Genomic DNA, 17,712 nt, shown 5'->3' on the forward strand with positions numbered 1-17,712 from the left:
ATGGAAAGACCATCACTGAGTACAGTTATTAATTCCACACTTACGCCGGTTTTAACCGCAGTGATGGAAACATCGTTGAATTACCTGTTGTACCGTGAACCCGTGTTAAGGCCAGCTCGTATGCGGCTGGTGGACAAAGTTTTGTCGATAGAATTAAAAGAAATGAATACACCACTCACGTTGGTGTTCAGTGAAAAACAGGTGGACGTATTAAGCCAATGGGGCGAATCTGCCGATTGCACTGTTAAAACTCACTTTTCTGCTTTGCTTAAACTACGGGATCGCCAACAAATTTCCAAGTTGCTCAATAGCGGTGAAATGGTTATTGAAGGGGATATGCAGGTTGTTCAGCAATGGTCTGCTTTGTTAGATATGGTTGAATGGGATTTGGCCCATTATCTTTCTCCTTATTTCGGGGATATCGCTGCCGAAAGTATTAATCAAGTCCTTAAAAAGGGATTTCAGTGTGTTTCCGGCTCAATGGAATGCCAGAAAAATTATCTGGCGGAAGCGTTAACGGAAGAATGGAAACTGGCCCCAAATCAGCTTGAAGTGGCTTATTTCAGTGAAGAAGTTAGCATGTTGGCCAAAGATATCGAGCAAATAGAACAACGATTGGCAGTATTAGAGGGAAAATATGACTCCAGGTGAATTAAGGCGCCTTTATTTGATCATACGGGTTTTTCTTTCTTACGGATTAGATGAGCTAATTCCTCGGATTCGCCTAACTTGGCCTCTTCGTTTTGGTCGTTATTTGTTGTTCTGGATCCCAAATAGACATAAAGATAAATCACTTGGGGAGAGACTACGGCTTGCCTTACAGGAATTAGGACCTGTTTGGATTAAATTTGGACAGATGCTTTCAACGCGGCGTGATCTGTTTCCTCCAGCAATAGCGGATCAACTGGCGTTGTTGCAAGACCGAGTTACCTCTTTTGATGGTGCTCTGGCGCGTCAATATGTTGAAACCGCTTTAGGAGGGGCATTGGAAACCTGGTTTGATGATTTTGAACCTATTGCTCTGGCCTCTGCTTCAATTGCTCAGGTCCATACTGCTCGGTTAAAAGAGAATGGACAGGAAATTGTTATCAAAGTCATCCGCCCTGATATTCTGCCGATTATCAAAGCGGATATCCGGTTAATGTACCGTCTGGCTAATTGGGTACCAATGTTACTACCCGATGGACGTCGTCTACGTCCTCGTGAAGTTGTGCGGGAATACGAGAAGACGTTAATTGATGAACTGAATTTGCTGCGTGAAGCGGCTAATGCAATTCAACTCCGCCGTAATTTCGAAAATAGTTCAACGCTTTATGTACCGGAAATTTATTCTGATTATTGCCGTGAAAATGTTTTGGTAATGGAACGGGTTTATGGTATCCCTGTTTCTGATATTGAAGCATTGGAAGCGCAGAATACCAATATGAAATTGCTGGCTGAACGGGGCGTACAGGTTTTTTTTACACAGGTTTTTCGCGATAGCTTCTTCCATGCCGATATGCATCCGGGAAATATTTTTGTCAGCTATGAACATCCTGAAGATCCGTTTTATATTGGTATTGATTACGGTATTGTTGGTTCTCTTAATAAAGATGATAAACGTTATCTGGCTGAGAATTTTATTGCTTTCTTCAATCGTGATTACCGGAAAGTTGCTGAGCTTCATGTGGATTCAGGCTGGGTTCCTAGTGATACCAATGTTGAAGATTTTGAATTTGCAATCCGTACGGTTTGTGAGCCAATATTTGAGAAGCCACTTGCTGAAATTTCATTTGGTCATGTACTTCTGAATCTATTTAATACTGCACGTCGTTTTAATATGGCAGTGCAGCCTCAGTTAGTTCTTCTACAGAAGACGCTTTTGTATGTAGAAGGATTAGGGCGGCAGCTCTATCCACAGCTTGATTTGTGGAAAACAGCAAAACCGTTTCTGGAGGAGTGGTTACATAGCCAGGTTGGATTGCCGGCAGTTATCCGAGCGTTGAAAGAAAAGGCGCCTTATTGGGCAGAAAAGTTGCCAGAACTACCTGAATTAGTGTATGACAGTCTTCAGCAGCATAAACATTTGCAGGTGAGCCTTGAGAAGCTATCAAGTCATTTGAAAGGGCAACAGATAAAACAGCGGCAGTCGCAGTATTTGCTTGGTGTTGGTGCGACATTATTTCTCTGTGGCAGCTTGTTTTTGTTATCTGGCTTAGCAAATATTCCTTGGTTGTTTATAGGCGCGGGTACCGTTTCATGGTTGTTTGGCTGGTGTCGTCTGAATAAAGTTGAGTAAAATTTGTCTTGGGTCAGGTTTTTTTGAAGGTTGGTTATAGTTCGTCGTATGTATACCCTATGGATTTCAAGATGCATCGAGACGGCAAGGGAGTGAATCCCCGGGAGCATAGGTAACTATGTGACCGGGGTGAGCGAGCGCAGCCAACAAAGAGGCAACTTGAAAGATAACGGGTATATAATGAGCTATTAAAATAATCCCTGTTAAATAGAGGTGAATCAGAATGGGTGGTATAAGCATTTGGCAGTTACTCATTATTGCGGTCATTGTGGTGCTGTTGTTCGGCACGAATAAACTCCGTACTTTAGGTTCTGATCTTGGGGCATCTATTAAAGGTTTTAAAAAGGCGATAGGGGATGATAATCAGCCTCAACAGGCTCAAAAAACCAGTAGTGATGCCGATTTTGAGACTAAAAACATTACTGAAAAACAATCTGTAGCTCAATCTGAAACATCTGAGAGCAAAAACAAAGAGCAGGTATAAACCGTGTTTGACATTGGTTTTGGTGAGTTGCTGCTGGTTATGGTCATTGGCTTGGTGGTTTTGGGGCCAGAACGGCTACCGGTGGCAGTAAAAACGGTTGCTGGTTGGATCAGGGCACTGCGCTCTTTAGCTGCTAACGTCCAAAATGAGTTGGCCCAAGAGCTGAAATTGCAGGAGCTCCAAGAAAGCCTGAAAAAAGTTCAAGAAGAAGCGGGGTTGCACAATTTATCCCCGGAACTAAAAGCTTCGATGGATGAGCTAAAAGAAGCTGCTGAGTCTTTGAAAAAAGCATACCAAAATGAACCTGATGCGGGGAGTATGAACGCATCGGAAATAAATGAGGTGGCACAAAAGCCGGCAGCGTCTCAGGTTGTGGCTTCATCTGGACCTTCTGCTCTAGTGGATGATCAAGCGGTTTCTGCAACAAAGAAAAAAACTTCTAATTAAGTTAATGGTGAACACTAAAACATGGCTGTTGATGATACTCAACCACTTATCAGTCACCTTATTGAACTGCGTAAGCGAATTCTAAACAGTTTACTTACTGTATTAGTGGTTTTTTTAGCATTGGTTTATTTTTCTAACGACATCTATCAGATGATTTCTGCACCTTTGATTAAGCAGTTGCCTCAAGGTGCCAGTATGATAGCGACAGATGTTGCTTCTCCCTTTTTTACGCCAATAAAACTGACCATTATGGTGTCAATATTCGTATCTGCACCAATGGTTCTCTATCAAGTATGGGCATTTATTGCACCTGCGTTATATAAGCATGAACGCCGCTTGATGATCCCTTTGCTTGTTTCCAGTAGCCTGTTATTTTATTTGGGGATGGCGTTTGCTTATTTTGTTGTATTTCCGATAGCTTTTGGATTCTTTGCTAAAACGGCGCCTGAAGGGGTGCTGATTGCAACGGATATCAGTAACTACTTAAGCTTTGTCATGGCACTGTTTATGGCCTTTGGTGTCTCTTTTGAAGTACCCGTTGCCATTATTTTATTATGTTGGAGTGGGGTAGTTACACCGGAATCCTTAAAGAAAAAGCGTCCGTATATTTTGGTCGGAGCCTTTGTTGTTGGCATGTTGTTAACGCCGCCGGATGTTTTCTCGCAAACCTTGCTGGCTATTCCTATGTATCTGCTGTTTGAACTGGGGATTTTGCTCTCCCGTTTTTATACCGGACAGCGGAAATTGGGGGATCGTTCAGAGGAAGATGAGCAAGAAGCGCCAGAAGTGAATACGGAAAAGTGATAATAGTAATCTTAACATGTTGTTCTGTAGTGCTAAGATAATTAGCAAAAAACGCCGTAAACCCTTGCCCAGTGCGGGCGGGGATATCAGGCGAAAAGCCCAAAGGGTTTTAGGTCTGGCTACTGCGACGTATCCTGACTGAATTGATGTCTGTCTGTAAAACAGGCTAAAATGAATGCACTTTTTCAATGAGCGCTGAATATGTTAAGAGCGACCAAAGTCCGCATTTACCCCACACCTGAACAGGCCGGGTATCTTAACGGCCAGTCCGGTGCGGTCCGTTTTGCGTACAACAAGGCGCTGCACATCAAAAAGCAGGCTTACAAACGTCATGGTGTAAGTTTAAATCCGCGCAAAGACCTCAAACCGCTCCTGGCGGTCGCGAAGCAATCCCGCAAGTATGCTTGGCTCAGGGCATATGACTCCATTGCATTACAGCAGGCAGTGATTAATCTGCATACCGCGTTTGATAATTTCTTCAACCCGAAGCTGCGCGCCCAATTTCCCTCGTTCAAACGCAAACAGGGCAAGCAATCCAGCTATCACTGTGTTGGGGTGAAAGTGCTGGAGGGCGCGGTGAAGATCCCGAAATTGTCACCGATAGAAGCACGCATACACCGAGAAATTACAGGGGAAGTGAAGAGCATTACGCTCTCTCGCACCGCCACGGGAAAATATTTCGCCGCTATCCTGTGTGACGATGGCAAAGATGCGCCGGAAAAGCCGAGTGTTATCATCCGCGTGACCGGTTGCGATATGGGTTTGTCCCACTATCTTATCGAGTCGACCGGGGAGAAGGTCAATAACCCGCGTCACCTTATTAACGCCACCCGTAACCTGCGTCGAAAGCAGAAATCGCTGTCCCGCAAACAACAGGTCAGCGCTAACCGCGGTAAGGCCCGATTACGTCTGGCGGCAGTCCATGAGCGGGTAGCCAATGTCCGTGCTGATTTTCAACATAAACTCTCTCGTTCAATTGTTGACGAAAACCAAGCGGTAATTGTGGAGACACTGAAATCGGCCAACATGATGAAAAATCACCACATTGCTCGCGCTATCGGGGATGCGGGCTGGAATAGCTTCATCAAGAAACTGGAATACAAAGCCGCAGAGTAAGCGGATCTGGCAATGCCCTTGCTGTGGTGTTGAACATGACCGCGATATCAATGCGGCGCTCAACATCCAGCGCAAGGGCATACTGGAATTACAGGCGGCGGGACTCGTCGTTTCTGCCCACGGAGGCCAGCGTAAATCCGTCATAAAGACGGTGGCGGCCTGAGAAGTGGGAAGCCTCGCGGTTTTTTACGGCGGGGAGCAGTCACCACGAAGCGATAGCATATTAATTAACCCAGTGCGAGTGCGCTGGGTTTGAGTTAGGAGAGCTATATGAGCTATGCATTTCCAGGAACTTTCCCTGGTCGACGTATGCGCCGGTTGCGCTGTCATGATTTTTCCCGCCGTCTGGTTGCTGAAAACCAATTAACTGTTAATGATTTAATCTATCCTGTATTTGTGATGGAGGGCATTAATCGTCGTCAAGAAGTGCCTTCTATGCCAGGGGTGTATCGCCTGACGATGGATCTTTTGCTGAAAGAAGCTGAAGAGATTGCCCGACTGGGGATTCCTGTATTGTCTCTGTTCCCCGTTATTGAAGCAGATAAAAAATCTCTGGATGCGGAAGAAGCTTATAACCCTGATGGGTTGATTCAGCGTACGGTTCGTGCGTTGAAAAATGCTGTTCCTGAACTAGGGTTGCTAACTGATGTAGCATTAGATCCATTCACTACACATGGTCAGGATGGGATCATCGACCAAGATGGTTATGTAATGAATGATGTCACCAAAGAGATCTTGGTCAAACAGGCATTGTCACATGCAGAAGCTGGTGCTGAGATTGTGGCACCGAGCGACATGATGGATGGGCGTATTGGTGCAATCCGTGAACTGTTTGAAACGGAAGGACATGTAAATACTCAAATTATGGCTTACTCCGCTAAGTATGCTTCTAGTTATTATGGCCCATTCCGTGATGCAATCGGTTCAAATCGTAATTTGAAAGGGGGCAATAAAAAAACCTATCAGATGGACCCTGCGAATAGTGATGAAGCATTGCAGGAGATTGCACAGGATTTGCAGGAAGGCGCTGACACTGTAATGGTAAAACCAGGTATGCCCTACCTGGATGTTATTCGCAGGGTAAAAGAGACATTTGGTGTACCAACCTTTGCTTATCAAGTATCTGGCGAATATGCCATGCACATGGCTGCTATTCAGAATGGTTGGTTACAAGAACAGGTAATTGTGGAGTCTCTGTTATGCTTCAAGCGCGCAGGAGCGGATGGTGTACTGACCTATTTTGCGAAACAGGTTGCTCAACAGTTATATGAACAGAAGCGTTAATATTTGATTAAAAACGGGCGAATGTAAATTCTGTCCGTTTTTTGTCTGGTTAAATTTTCACAAACTGCTTATTATCAAGTGCTTTAGGTAATTGTTTATTCAGAATATTAAGTAACAGAATAGAACGGGTTTCTCCATCTGGCTCATTGTAGATAGCTTGCAATCCTTCAAAAATACCTTCGGTGATTAATACGGTATCGCCAGCCACAGGTGTATCTGGTGATACATATTCTTGCTCAGTTACTGATACGATCTCTTTAATCAGTGTTTCCGGTACGATAGCAGGGTGCACGCCAAAACGGACAAAGTGGCTAACACCGCGTGTTGAATTGATAGTTGTAGTATGAATAATTTCAGGGTCAAACTGAACAAACAGATAATTAGGAAAAAGTGGTTCTATATTCACAGTACGTTTACCACGGGTTATTTTTTCAATTCTCGCGGTAGGAGTCAGGCAAGCAACATCCTGTCGTTCCAGATTTTCTATTGCTCGTGAAATTTGCCCACGTTTACAGTAAATGAGGTACCAGTTTTCCATCTTTATTTAACCTTAATCCAATGACTATTAAGCATAGCAAAATAGAAAAGGGCATTACAGGTATTATCTTAGTGATAATTGTTTAATAATGCATATTTATTGTTATGAGTGAGTCCTATGTTTTTCAGTAAAAAAGCGATGAGTAATATTTTGGTAAGTAACAGATAAAGTAATTAATATAAAGTTGGTTGTTATTTGTTCAGTAAATATTAATAAAAGAAAAATATCAGTGTTTCTGTTGAGTAATTGCAAAATTTGATAGTCATTGAGTAGTCATATGGGAAATCCGTGGTTGAACATCTTACTGGGTAATTTAATGCTCAAATATTAACTCATTAGCCTCCATTTCGTTGTATTTGTCTTTAAGGTCGCAAGGTTGAATTAACCTCATTGCTTTTTAGTAACTTATTGGTTTACTTTGTAGTCTTCTGAAAAAAACACAAAAAAGCTGAGTGGGATGGCTTATAATGTTTTCCCCCTTAAAAACCGGCATAAATGAATAGTATGAAATACCGTGACTTAAGAGATTTTCTAACCTTATTGGAGCATAAAGGTGAGTTGAAACGCATCAGTTTTGAAGTTGATCCTTATTTGGAGATGACTGAGATTGCAGATCGTACCCTTCGCGCTGGTGGGCCTGCCTTGTTGTTTGAAAATCCCAAAGGTTATTCGATGCCTGTATTGTGTAATTTGTTCGGTACTGCTGAACGTGTTGCTATGGGAATGGGGCAGAAAGATGTTAAAGCTTTGCATGATGTGGGTAAGCTGCTAGCTTTTTTGAAAGAACCCGATCCTCCGAAAGGTTTTCGTGATTTACTGGATAAGCTACCGAAATTTAAGCAAGTCCTTAATATGCCAACTAAACGGCTTAATACTGCGCCTTGTCAGGAACATGTTTCGGTTGGTGACGATGTAGATTTAACCCGTATTCCGATTATGCACTGTTGGCCAGAGGATGCTGCGCCGTTGATTACTTGGGGGCTGACAGTCACTCGTGGCCCGAATAAAGAGCGGCAAAATCTTGGTATCTATCGTCAGCAAGTCTTGGGTAAAAATAAACTCATTATGCGCTGGTTATCCCATCGTGGTGGTGCGCTTGATTTTCAGGAATGGTGTCAGGTACATCCAGGAGAACGTTTCCCGGTGGCTGTTGCCTTGGGGGCTGATCCAGCGACAATATTGGGGGCTGTGACGCCAGTTCCTGATACATTATCGGAATATGCATTTGCCGGGTTATTAAGAGGATATAAAACAGAAGTTGTGAAATGTCTTTCAAATAACTTGGAGGTACCAGCAAGTGCTGAGATCGTATTGGAGGGGTATATTGAGCCTGGCGAGTTAGCCCCAGAAGGGCCATATGGTGACCATACGGGCTATTATAATGAAATCGATATGTTCCCGGTGTTCACTGTGACACATATTACTCAGCGCCATGATGCTATTTATCACTCGACTTATACTGGCCGCCCGCCGGATGAACCTGCTGTGTTGGGGGTTGCATTGAATGAGGTGCTGGTACCGATTTTACAAAAACAGTTTCCTGAAATTGTCGATTTTTATCTGCCTCCTGAAGGTTGTTCCTATCGTCTTGCCGTCGTGACTATGAAGAAACAATATCCGGGTCATGCCAAGCGAGTCATGATGGGGGTTTGGTCATATCTACGGCAATTTATGTATACAAAGTTTGTTATCGTTTGTGATGATGATATCAATGCCAGAGACTGGAACGATGTCATTTGGGCAATCACTACGAGGATGGATCCGGCAAGAGATACAGTATTAATGGAGAATACTCCGATAGATTATCTCGATTTTGCATCACCCGTTTCAGGATTGGGTTCGAAAATGGGAATGGATGCAACGAACAAATGGCCGGGAGAGACGCAGAGGGAATGGGGACGTCCTATTGTGATGAGTGAAGAAGTGCGTACCCGCGTCGACAAAATCTGGGATGAATTAGATATTTTAGGACCATAAGAGGGAACGCATGACAACACTGAGCTGCAAAGTAACCTCTGTAGAGGCTATTACTGATACGGTTTATCGGGTACGGTTACTTCCCGATTCTCCGTTCTCATTCCGCGCCGGTCAGTATCTGATGGTGGTAATGGGTGAGAGAGATAAACGTCCATTTTCAATGGCATCAACGCCTTCAGAAAAGGAGTTTATTGAATTACATATTGGTGCTTCTGAACTGAATTTGTATGCAATGGCTGTGATGGATAGAATTCTGGATCAGAAAGTGATCGATATTGATATCCCTCATGGTAAAGCCTGGTTTCGTCAAAGCAGCACTAATCCGCTATTATTAATTGCAGGCGGTACGGGGTTTTCTTATACCCGTTCTATATTGCTGACAGCGTTGGAAGAACAACCTGAACGCCAGATCTCTATGTATTGGGGGGGCAGAGAATCACAACATTTATATGATCTTGCTGAATTACAGTTACTTACAGAGCGCTACCCTAATTTGAAGGTTGTTCCGGTTGTTGAACAGTCAGAGAATGGTTGGTGTGGACGTACAGGAACAGTGCTTAAAGCGGTACTAGAGGATTTTGGTAGTTTGGCCAATTATGATATCTACATTGCAGGGCGATTTGAAATGGCAAAAATTGCTCGCGAGCGCTTTTGTGGTGAGCGTGATGCTTCTACTGACAACATGTATGGTGATGCTTTCGAATTCATTTAAAATAATAATAAAAAAACCCGCCCCTGACAGGCGGGAATTACGGCAACAACGACTCAGTTATAATAATTCTTACAGATAAGTTCTTAATCCATTCTTTCTATAATGGTGGCGATACCTTGGCCTAAACCGATACACATGGTTGCCAAGCCAAACTGAACATCGCGGCGTTCCATTAAGTTCAACAATGTTGTTGTGATGCGAGCACCTGAGCAGCCTAGTGGGTGACCGAGAGCAATTGCGCCACCATTCAGGTTAACTTTGTCATCCATACTGTCCAACAAATTCAGGCCTTTCAGGCAGGCAAGTGATTGAGCGGCAAATGCTTCGTTTAGTTCAATCACGCCAATATCACCTAGTACTAAACCTGCTTTTTTGAGCGCCATTTGTGTAGCAGGGACCGGGCCATATCCCATAATGGAAGGATCGCAACCAACAGCTGCCATAGAACGGATACGGGCACGAGGTTTCAGCCCCAGGTTCTTGGCATAACTTTCACTGGTTATCAACATTGCAGACGCACCATCGGATAAAGCAGAAGAGCTGCCTGCTGTGACTGAACCTGTTACTGGATCGAATACAGGACGCAGGGCGGCTAGATCTTTCAGATTAGCATCTGAACGGATTACCTCATCGTAATCAAACCGTTTCAATATGCCATCGGCATCGTGACCATAAACTGGTGATATCTCATTGGAGAATGCACCTGATTGCGTTGCTTGTGTTGCTCGTTGGTGTGAACGGAGTGCAAATTCATCTTGCATTTCACGGCTGATATGGTGAATCTTTGCCAACATTTCAGCGGTTAAGCCCATGACTCCTGCGGCTTTGGCAACACTCAGACTCATTTTAGGATGGAAATCCACGCCATGTGTCATTGGAACGTGACCCATGTGCTCTACACCACCAATCAGTGTGACATTAGCTTCTCCGGTCATGATCATACGAGCGCCATCATGCAGCGCTTGCATTGATGAACCGCACAGCCGGTTAACAGTCACGGCTGGTACAGAGTGAGGGATATCCGCCAGTAAAGCTGCATTACGGGCAATGTTGAAACCTTGCTCTAGAGTTTGCTGTACACAGCCCCAGTAGATGTCATCGATTTCGTGTTGCTGTATTGCCGGATTACGTTTAAATAGCTCTTTCATCAGGTGAGCGGAGAGATCTTCAGCCCGGACCTGACGGAATGCACCACCTTTTGAGCGCCCCATTGGGGTGCGGATGCCATCAATAATGACTACATTTTCCATGTTTCCAGACCTCACGCTGTTTTTCCGGTGCTGACAGCAATCGTTGCTGCTGTAGAGTAGTAACTTTCATTACGTTCAGCTTTGGCTTTCAGACCAGGTGGTACCTGATAAAGAGCACCGAGGTGAGCATAATTTTCAGCCATTTTTACGTAAGCCGCTGTTCCCATTGTTTCCAGATAACGGAAAACACCACCGTGGAATGGAGGGAAACCAAGGCCATAAACCAGAGCCATATCGGCTTCTGCCGGGCTGGCAATGACACCTTCTTCCAGACAACGGACAACTTCGTTGATCATCGGGATCATAGTACGAGCAATGATCTCTTCACCGGAGAAATTACTCTTCTGTTGGCAGATAGTTGCCAGCAGTTGGTCTGTTTGCTCGTCCTGCTCTTTTTTAGGCTTACCTTTCTTATCTTGAGTGTACTTGTAGAAACCAAGGCCGTTTTTCTGCCCGTAACGTTGATTGTCATATAAAACATCAATGGCATCTTTATAATCACGCTGCATACGATCTGGGAACCCTTGGGCCATGACTGATTGAGCATGATGTGCAGTGTCAAGACCAATAACATCAATGAGATAAGCAGGACCCATTGGCCAACCAAATTCTTTCTCCATGATTTTGTCTATTTGGCGGAAATCACCACCATCACGCAATAGCAGACCGAAGCCAAGGAGATAAGGAAGCAGTACCCGGTTTACAAAGAACCCTGGACAGTCGTTAACGACGATCGGGGTTTTACCCATTTTGCTGGCATAGGCGACTACGGTTGAAATTGTCTTTTCAGAAGTTTTTTCACCGCGAATTACTTCAACCAACGGCATGCGGTGTACCGGGTTGAAGAAATGCATACCACAGAAATTTTCCGGGCGTTTTAGGGAATTAGCTAATTCTGAAATTGGAATTGTTGATGTGTTGGAAGCTAGGACACAATCTTCATTAACCAGAGTTTCAGTTTCTGATAGTACAGCCGCTTTGATTTTAGGATTCTCTACTACAGCTTCAACCACGATTTGAGCCTGTTCGATACCGGCATAATTTAAGGTAGGTTGAATAGAAGAGAGGGTTCTCGCCATTTTTATAGCATCTAGACGGCCACGTTCAAACTGCTTGTTTAGAAGTTTCGCGGCTTCATTCATACCTAATTCAAGGGCTTGCTGGCTGATATCTTTCATCATGACAGGAATCCCTTTGCGGGCAGATTGATAGGCTATACCACCACCCATAATTCCAGCACCAAGAACTGCGGCATATTCAGGTGTTGTGACTTCTTTCAGATGTTTTTTTGCCAGTCCTTTTACGTACTGGTCATTAAGAAAAATACCCACTAAGGCACGGGCAACATTTGTCTGTGCTAAAGGAATGAAGCTGGCGGTTTCCTGTTTCAATGCTTCATCGCGACCAAATGTAGCGGCTTTTTCTATGGATTTAACTGCGGTGATAGGAGCTGGATAATGAGGGCCGGCGATTTTCATCACCATACCTTTTGCCACACTAAAACTCATGCCTCGTTCAATTTCATTGAGTTTCAAAGGCTCTAATTTTGGCTGGCGTGCGGCTTTCCAGTTAAGGTTCCCTGCAATTGCTTGTTCCAGCATTGATACTGCGGAATCAACCAGTTTTTCTTTGGGAACAACAGCATCAATCAAACCGTTTTTCAATGCTTCTTCTGCACCAATGTCTTTACCTGCGGCAATGATATCCAGTGCATTATCAGTCCCGATCAGGCGTGGAAGGCGAACTGAGCCACCAAAACCAGGCATAATACCAAGTTTGGTTTCTGGCAGCCCAATGCGTATATCCGGGGAGGCCACACGGAAATCTGTAGACAGAACACATTCACAACCACCACCAAGAGCATAACCGTTTATTGCTGAAATGGTTGGTACGGGTAAATCTTCTATCCGGTTAAAAATGCTATTTGAAAAGTTAAGCCATTCTTGCAGTTTTTCTACAGGTGAATCGAATAAAGAGAGGAATTCAGTAATATCTGCACCAACAATAAATGCGGCTTTTTCAGAACGTAATAAAACGCCTTTCAATCCAGTTTGTTGCTCCAGGCTAGCAACAGCCTTATCGAGAGATGCAACGGTTTTGGTATCTAGTTTATTAATCGCGGCTGGGGCATTGAAAACCAGTTCAGCAATGCCATCTTTCAGCCAGCTTACTTGAATTGTTTCACTTTGATAGAGCATGTCGTTCTCCTAAATGAGCGCATACCATCTGGTATGACCAGATGGGTTTGATTGTGGTTATTATGTTAAGTAAATGCAAATGAGTGATTAGTTTTTTGCAAGGGTGATCACAAGTGAGATTTGTATCTCATTGGCAATAATTGTTTTTATATCTTGATAAATAAGGTGTTAGTGGGGGTCGATAAATTGAGAGGATTTTTGGGTGATACCTGCAAATATCAACGGCTGTGATAAGCTAATGGTTTAGTCATAAAATAAAAAAGGTCAATTGAAATGGAAAAGTTGGCATCTCTGTACCACGAACATATCTCTACATTACAGCAACGTACCTGTGAAGCATTGGCCCGTAATCAATTTGATGCTTTGCTTATTCACTCTGGTGAGTTACAGCGTATTTTTCTTGATGATAGAGATTACCCTTTCAAAGTTAACGCTCACTTCAAAGCTTGGGTACCAGTAACTAAAGTGCCTAATTGCTGGTTGTGGGTAGATGGTATTAATAAACCTAAATTATGGTTTTACTCGCCGGTAGATTATTGGCACAGCGTAGAACCGCTGCCGACTAGCTACTGGACTAAAGAAGTTGAAATGATTCATCTGGCAAATGCTGGAGATATCAATTCAGCGTTAAGCACTTATGTGAAACAGAATGTTGCTTACATCGGTTGTTCACCGCAAAGAGCAAAAGAGATTGGTTTCTCTGAACGCAATATTAATCCAAAGTCTGTTCTTGATTATTTGCATTTCCATCGTTCATACAAAACAGATTATGAACTAGTCTGTATGCGTGAAGCACAAAAAACGGCTATTGTCGGGCACTTGGCAGCTTATGAAGCATTTCAGGCTGGGATGAGTGAATTTGATATTAATATCTCTTATCTTATGGCAACAGGTCATCGTGATACAGATGTGCCTTATAACAATATTATTGCTATGAATGAGAATGCGGCTGTTTTGCATTACACTGCATTGCAGCACAATGCACCTTCGGATATTCGTAGTTTTCTGATTGATGCCGGTGCTGAATATAATGGCTATGCAGCAGATATCACCCGCACTTATTCAGCAAAAAGTAATAATGAATTTGCTTCTCTAATTAAAGATATGGATGCTGAACAAAAAGCGTTAATTAGTACAATTAAAGCAGGAACTCGCTATACCGAATATCATATTCAGATGCATCATCGGATTGCTAAGTTGTTGAAAAAATATGGTATCGTGAAAGATGTCAGTGAAGAAGTCATGGTTGAAAAAGGGCTGACAACGCCATTCTTTCCACATGGCATTGGTCACCCTCTTGGATTACAGGTCCATGATGTGGCAGGGTTTATGCAGGATGATACAGGTACACATTTAGCCGCTCCGGATATGTATCCTTATCTGCGTTGTACCCGTATTCTAGAACCTCGCATGGTGCTGACTATCGAGCCAGGCCTTTATTTCATCGAATCGCTGCTTGCATCTTGGCGTGAAAGTGAGTTCAGCAAACATTTTGACTGGAATAAAATTGGGACGCTTAAACCTTTCGGTGGTATTCGTATTGAAGACAATATTGTGATCCATGAAAATAAAGTGGAAAACATGACTCGGGATCTTCAATTGCCATAATGAAGCCTTATTTGATACCCGCAGCTTCAGTGAGTTTTACTGAAGAGATTAAAAAAAGTCGCTTTATTACCTTGCTGGAGCATACTGACGGGGTGGATGAGGCTAAAGCGTTTATCCAGAAAATCAAAGCTCAGTACCCTGATGCCCGCCATCACTGCTGGGCATTTGTTGCTGGTGCACCGGATGATTCACAACAGTTGGGTTTTTCAGATGATGGGGAACCTTCAGGAACCGCAGGTAGGCCGATACTGTCCCAACTTATGGGAAATAATATTGGTGAAATAACCGCGGTTGTTGTTCGCTATTTTGGTGGAATAAAATTAGGTACCGGTGGGTTGGTAAGGGCATATGGAAGTGGTGCCCAACAGGCGCTGAAATTGCTGGAGACAAAAAATAAGGTTCCACAGAAACTCTGTTCCTTGCAGTGTGAATATGCCCATATCTCTATGATTGAACAGTTATTACAGAAATCATCAGGGCAAATTATTTCCAGTGAGTATGCAGAGAATGTTACTTTGCGAATTTCACTTCCAGCTACCTTAGTGGGGGAAGTCGGTGATAAATTACGTGATCTAAGTCGCGGTGTACTGTATTTAACACCTGATCTGTAAATATTCTCTGTAACTGGATTTCTAAGGAACCAGCTAAATGCATTTTCGTGCCATAACCCGTATTGTTGGGCTGCTTGTCATTCTTTTCTCTGTCACCATGATAATTCCAGGGTTGGTAGCACTTATCTATCGTGATGGCGCTGGGCGTGCATTTAGTCAGACATTTATTTTTGCCTTAATTATCGGTTTGATGCTTTGGATACCAAATCGGGAGCAAAAACATGAATTAAAGCCCCGGGAAGGGTTTCTTATCGTTGCTTTGTTTTGGACAGTACTTGGTAGTGTTGGGGCTTTACCTTTCATTTTTTCTGAACAGCCAAATCTTTCTATTACAGATGCATTTTTTGAATCTTTTTCCGGTTTAACAACAACGGGTGCTACGACACTGATTGGGCTTGATTCCTTGCCTAAAGCGATTCTTTTCTACCGGCAGATGCTGCAATGGTTAGGTGGTATGGGGATTATAGTGCTGGCTGTTGCAATATTGCCTCTACTTGGGGTTGGGGGAATGCAGCTCTATCGGGCTGAAATGCCTGGCCCCTTGAAAGATAATAAAATGCGCCCGCGAATTGCTGAAACGGCAAAAACTTTATGGTTGATTTATGTGTTACTGACAATCGCCTGCTCTTTAGCGTTATGGGCTGCGGGTATGTCAGTTTTTGATGCCATTTCTCACAGTTTTTCAACTATCGCAATTGGTGGATTTTCTACACATGACGCGAGTATTGGTTATTTCAATAGCCCCGCGATAAATACCATTATTGCGATTTTTCTACTGATTTCTGGTTGTAACTTTGGTTTGCACTTCGCGGTATTAACGGGACGTAGCCTGACAGTATATTGGCGGGACCCTGAATTCCGTATGTTTATCTCCATTCAATTAGTGCTTGTTATTATTTGCACTCTGATCTTATGGCATCACGCTATTTATAAGTCGGGGATAGAGACACTAAACCAAGCTTTTTTCCAGGTTGTTTCAATGGCGACAACAGCAGGGTTCAGCACAGATAGTTTTGCTCGTTGGCCATCATTTTTGCCAATACTGCTGTTGTGTTCCGCTTTTATTGGGGGTTGTGCAGGTTCGACGGGAGGAGGACTGAAGGTGATTCGTATCTTACTGCTATTCCTGCAAGGTTCCCGTGAATTGAAGAGATTGGTTCATCCAAATGCGGTTTATACCCTCAAGTTAGGGCGAAGAGCATTACCTGAAAGAATTATTGAAGCTGTTTGGGGATTCTTCTCTGCTTATGCTTTGGTATTTATCATTAGTTTATTATTACTTATCGCAACTGGTGTAGATGAACTTTCTGCGTTTTCTGCAATAGCCGCTACACTAAATAATCTAGGGCCAGGGTTGGGTGTTGTTGCGGATAACTTCACTGCAATGAATCCGGCAGCCAAATGGATATTAGTTATAACGATGTTGTTTGGTCGCTTGGAAGTATTCACTTTATTAGTTTTATTTACACCAACCTTCTGGCGTGAATAGTCTATTGGGAGAGGGATATGGCTATGAATTGTTTATTACTTTATTCCAGTCGGGATGGACAGACTAAGAAAATCATTACCCGCATTGCTGAAAATCTACGCAGATCAGGGGGGGTATGCGAGCTCAGAGATTTAGCAACAGTAAAAACGATCAATTTGGAATCTTATGACAAGATTATGATTGGAGCTTCGATCAGGTATGGTCATTTCAATTCGGCACTGAAAAAGTTTGCAATCTGTCATCAACAACAACTTAATAAAATGCCAACCGCATTTTTTGGCGTAAATTTGACAGCAAGGAAGCCAGAGAAACGTACACCAGAAACTAATGTGTATGTTCGTAAGTTTCTATTTAATACCCCGTGGAAGCCAGATTTGTGTGGTGTTTTTGCTGGTGCATTACTTTATCCCCGTTATCATTGGTTGGATCGGGTAATGGTTAAAATAATTATGAAAATGACCGGTGGGGAAACTGATACAACTAAAGAAGTTGAATATACCGACTGGCAGCAAGTTGATCATTTTACCGATGATTTCCTTAAAATAGTGAGTGAAAAATGACTGATTTGTTCTTTTTATCAGTGTTTTGTTGAAAAAATGCGCGAATAAAAGTTTTTTTCAAATAAACGCTTGCCAGCGCTAAAGAACGCCCTATAATGCGCCACCACTGACCGACACAACGCTGATAAACATTGTGTGGTCGGGCAGAGAAAAAGCTAACAAGCGCTTGACTCTGCGGGCGAAAAGCGTAGTATACGCAGCCCGGCTGAATGAGAATATCATTTTTTAATTCAGCCTGCTCTTTAACAATTAATCAGACAATCTGTGTGGGCACTCACAAGACCGTATCACAAAAAAATACGTTTTAAAGTCTTGAAGAGTGAACAACAGTTAATTCATTACGAATTAATTTAGTA

At 43.1% G+C, this 17,712-nt stretch carries 16 protein-coding genes and 1 pseudogene; 13 read left to right on the forward strand and 4 right to left on the reverse strand.

Going from position 1 to position 17,712, the window contains the following annotated elements; genetic code table 11:
- Window positions 1–651: a ubiquinone biosynthesis protein UbiJ gene (gene ubiJ, locus CKY02_RS13660; RefSeq protein ID WP_112895702.1), complete on the forward strand. Its 651-nt coding sequence runs from the start codon at window positions 1–3 to the stop codon at window positions 649–651.
- On the forward strand, window positions 638–2,278 hold the full coding sequence (gene ubiB, locus CKY02_RS13665) for a ubiquinone biosynthesis regulatory protein kinase UbiB (protein ID WP_112895703.1): 1,641 nt from the start codon (window positions 638–640) through the stop codon (window positions 2,276–2,278). The genes ubiJ and ubiB overlap by 14 nt, the downstream gene beginning before the upstream one ends.
- 66 nt (window positions 2,279–2,344) lie before the next feature.
- On the opposite strand, the gene CKY02_RS24690 is transcribed toward ubiB, so the two are convergent.
- The gene (locus CKY02_RS24690) at window positions 2,345–2,518 is read right to left on the reverse strand and encodes a hypothetical protein (RefSeq protein WP_167405311.1); all 174 of its coding nucleotides are present in this window, start codon (window positions 2,516–2,518) and stop codon (window positions 2,345–2,347) included.
- Here CKY02_RS24690 and tatA point away from each other — a divergent pair.
- From tatA to hemB, 5 genes and pseudogenes are all read left to right on the forward strand, one after another.
- Window positions 2,502–2,762: a Sec-independent protein translocase subunit TatA gene (tatA, locus tag CKY02_RS13670; RefSeq protein WP_011148500.1), complete on the forward strand. Its 261-nt coding sequence runs from the start codon at window positions 2,502–2,504 to the stop codon at window positions 2,760–2,762. The two genes, CKY02_RS24690 and tatA, sit on opposite strands and share 17 nt — an antisense overlap.
- A gap of 3 nt (window positions 2,763–2,765) precedes the next feature.
- On the forward strand, window positions 2,766–3,209 hold the full coding sequence (gene tatB, locus CKY02_RS13675) for a Sec-independent protein translocase protein TatB (RefSeq protein WP_112895704.1): 444 nt from the start codon (window positions 2,766–2,768) through the stop codon (window positions 3,207–3,209).
- A 21-nt stretch (window positions 3,210–3,230) separates the two neighbouring features.
- Entirely contained in the window at window positions 3,231–4,013 is a 783-nt protein-coding gene (tatC, locus tag CKY02_RS13680) for a Sec-independent protein translocase subunit TatC (protein WP_011148498.1), read from the forward strand.
- A 201-nt stretch (window positions 4,014–4,214) separates the two neighbouring features.
- Window positions 4,215–5,292, forward strand: a pseudogene (locus CKY02_RS13685) (RNA-guided endonuclease InsQ/TnpB family protein).
- 107 nt (window positions 5,293–5,399) lie between these two features.
- Window positions 5,400–6,413 carry a porphobilinogen synthase gene (hemB, locus tag CKY02_RS13690; RefSeq protein WP_112895705.1) on the forward strand — a complete coding sequence of 338 codons (1,014 nt, stop codon included), beginning with the start codon at window positions 5,400–5,402 and terminating at the stop codon, window positions 6,411–6,413.
- 49 nt (window positions 6,414–6,462) lie between these two features.
- Here the strand turns inward: hemB and rfaH are convergent, their stop codons facing one another.
- Window positions 6,463–6,951 (reverse strand): transcription/translation regulatory transformer protein RfaH, encoded by a 489-nt coding sequence (gene rfaH, locus CKY02_RS13695; protein WP_112895706.1) that lies wholly within the window; start codon window positions 6,949–6,951, stop codon window positions 6,463–6,465.
- Between the two features lie 504 nt (window positions 6,952–7,455).
- Between rfaH and ubiD the strand changes: the two genes are divergently transcribed.
- Both ubiD and fre read left to right on the forward strand, forming a co-directional pair.
- Window positions 7,456–8,928 (forward strand): 4-hydroxy-3-polyprenylbenzoate decarboxylase, encoded by a 1,473-nt coding sequence (ubiD, locus tag CKY02_RS13700; protein ID WP_112895707.1) that lies wholly within the window; start codon window positions 7,456–7,458, stop codon window positions 8,926–8,928.
- A gap of 10 nt (window positions 8,929–8,938) precedes the next feature.
- On the forward strand, window positions 8,939–9,640 hold the full coding sequence (fre, locus tag CKY02_RS13705; protein ID WP_112895708.1) for an NAD(P)H-flavin reductase: 702 nt from the start codon (window positions 8,939–8,941) through the stop codon (window positions 9,638–9,640).
- Window positions 9,641–9,723: 83 nt separating this feature from the next.
- Here fre and fadA read toward each other — a convergent pair whose 3' ends face one another.
- Both fadA and fadB read right to left on the reverse strand, forming a co-directional pair.
- Complete coding sequence (gene fadA / locus CKY02_RS13710; RefSeq protein WP_112895709.1) at window positions 9,724–10,890, reverse strand: acetyl-CoA C-acyltransferase FadA; 1,167 nt, start codon at window positions 10,888–10,890, stop codon at window positions 9,724–9,726.
- Between the two features lie 11 nt (window positions 10,891–10,901).
- On the reverse strand, window positions 10,902–13,088 hold the full coding sequence (fadB, locus tag CKY02_RS13715; RefSeq protein WP_112895710.1) for a fatty acid oxidation complex subunit alpha FadB: 2,187 nt from the start codon (window positions 13,086–13,088) through the stop codon (window positions 10,902–10,904).
- A gap of 273 nt (window positions 13,089–13,361) precedes the next feature.
- On the opposite strand from fadB, the gene pepQ reads away from it, so the two are divergent.
- Genes pepQ through hemG form a run of 4 tightly spaced genes read left to right on the forward strand, consistent with a single transcriptional unit; the run spans window position 13,362 to window position 17,356 of the window.
- On the forward strand, window positions 13,362–14,696 hold the full coding sequence (pepQ, locus tag CKY02_RS13720) for a Xaa-Pro dipeptidase (protein ID WP_112895711.1): 1,335 nt from the start codon (window positions 13,362–13,364) through the stop codon (window positions 14,694–14,696).
- On the forward strand, window positions 14,696–15,307 hold the full coding sequence (locus CKY02_RS13725) for an IMPACT family protein (RefSeq protein ID WP_112878805.1): 612 nt from the start codon (window positions 14,696–14,698) through the stop codon (window positions 15,305–15,307). Before pepQ ends, CKY02_RS13725 begins: the two co-directional genes overlap by 1 nt.
- Window positions 15,308–15,344: 37 nt before the next feature.
- Window positions 15,345–16,796, forward strand: coding sequence for a Trk system potassium transporter TrkH (gene trkH / locus CKY02_RS13730; RefSeq protein WP_112878806.1), 1,452 nt, complete (start codon window positions 15,345–15,347; stop codon window positions 16,794–16,796).
- Window positions 16,797–16,819: 23 nt separating this feature from the next.
- A complete protein-coding gene (hemG, locus tag CKY02_RS13735) occupies window positions 16,820–17,356 on the forward strand; it encodes a menaquinone-dependent protoporphyrinogen IX dehydrogenase (RefSeq protein ID WP_112895713.1) in 537 nt (178 codons plus the stop codon).
- Window positions 17,357–17,712 lie beyond the last annotated feature (356 nt).

It is taken from the genome of Photorhabdus bodei (assembly GCF_003287735.1).
Taxonomy (GTDB): domain Bacteria; phylum Pseudomonadota; class Gammaproteobacteria; order Enterobacterales; family Enterobacteriaceae; genus Photorhabdus; species Photorhabdus kayaii.

Excerpts from the sequence above, each read along its gene's own strand:
- tatC (WP_011148498.1), top strand. The coding sequence starts at position 3,231 with ATGGCTGTTGATGATACTCAACCACTTATCAGTCACCTTATTGAACTG.
- pepQ (WP_112895711.1), top strand. The coding sequence starts at position 13,362 with ATGGAAAAGTTGGCATCTCTGTACCACGAACATATCTCTACATTACAG.
- ubiB (WP_112895703.1), top strand. The coding sequence starts at position 638 with ATGACTCCAGGTGAATTAAGGCGCCTTTATTTGATCATACGGGTTTTT.
- ubiD (WP_112895707.1), top strand. The coding sequence starts at position 7,456 with ATGAAATACCGTGACTTAAGAGATTTTCTAACCTTATTGGAGCATAAA.
- fadB (WP_112895710.1), bottom strand. The coding sequence starts at position 13,088 with ATGCTCTATCAAAGTGAAACAATTCAAGTAAGCTGGCTGAAAGATGGC.
- hemG (WP_112895713.1), top strand. The coding sequence starts at position 16,820 with ATGAATTGTTTATTACTTTATTCCAGTCGGGATGGACAGACTAAGAAA.
- trkH (WP_112878806.1), top strand. The coding sequence starts at position 15,345 with ATGCATTTTCGTGCCATAACCCGTATTGTTGGGCTGCTTGTCATTCTT.
- CKY02_RS24690 (WP_167405311.1), bottom strand. The coding sequence starts at position 2,518 with ATGCTTATACCACCCATTCTGATTCACCTCTATTTAACAGGGATTATT.
- CKY02_RS13725 (WP_112878805.1), top strand. The coding sequence starts at position 14,696 with ATGAAGCCTTATTTGATACCCGCAGCTTCAGTGAGTTTTACTGAAGAG.
- ubiJ (WP_112895702.1), top strand. The coding sequence starts at position 1 with ATGGAAAGACCATCACTGAGTACAGTTATTAATTCCACACTTACGCCG.
- fadA (WP_112895709.1), bottom strand. The coding sequence starts at position 10,890 with ATGGAAAATGTAGTCATTATTGATGGCATCCGCACCCCAATGGGGCGC.
- tatA (WP_011148500.1), top strand. The coding sequence starts at position 2,502 with ATGGGTGGTATAAGCATTTGGCAGTTACTCATTATTGCGGTCATTGTG.
- hemB (WP_112895705.1), top strand. The coding sequence starts at position 5,400 with ATGAGCTATGCATTTCCAGGAACTTTCCCTGGTCGACGTATGCGCCGG.
- rfaH (WP_112895706.1), bottom strand. The coding sequence starts at position 6,951 with ATGGAAAACTGGTACCTCATTTACTGTAAACGTGGGCAAATTTCACGA.
- fre (WP_112895708.1), top strand. The coding sequence starts at position 8,939 with ATGACAACACTGAGCTGCAAAGTAACCTCTGTAGAGGCTATTACTGAT.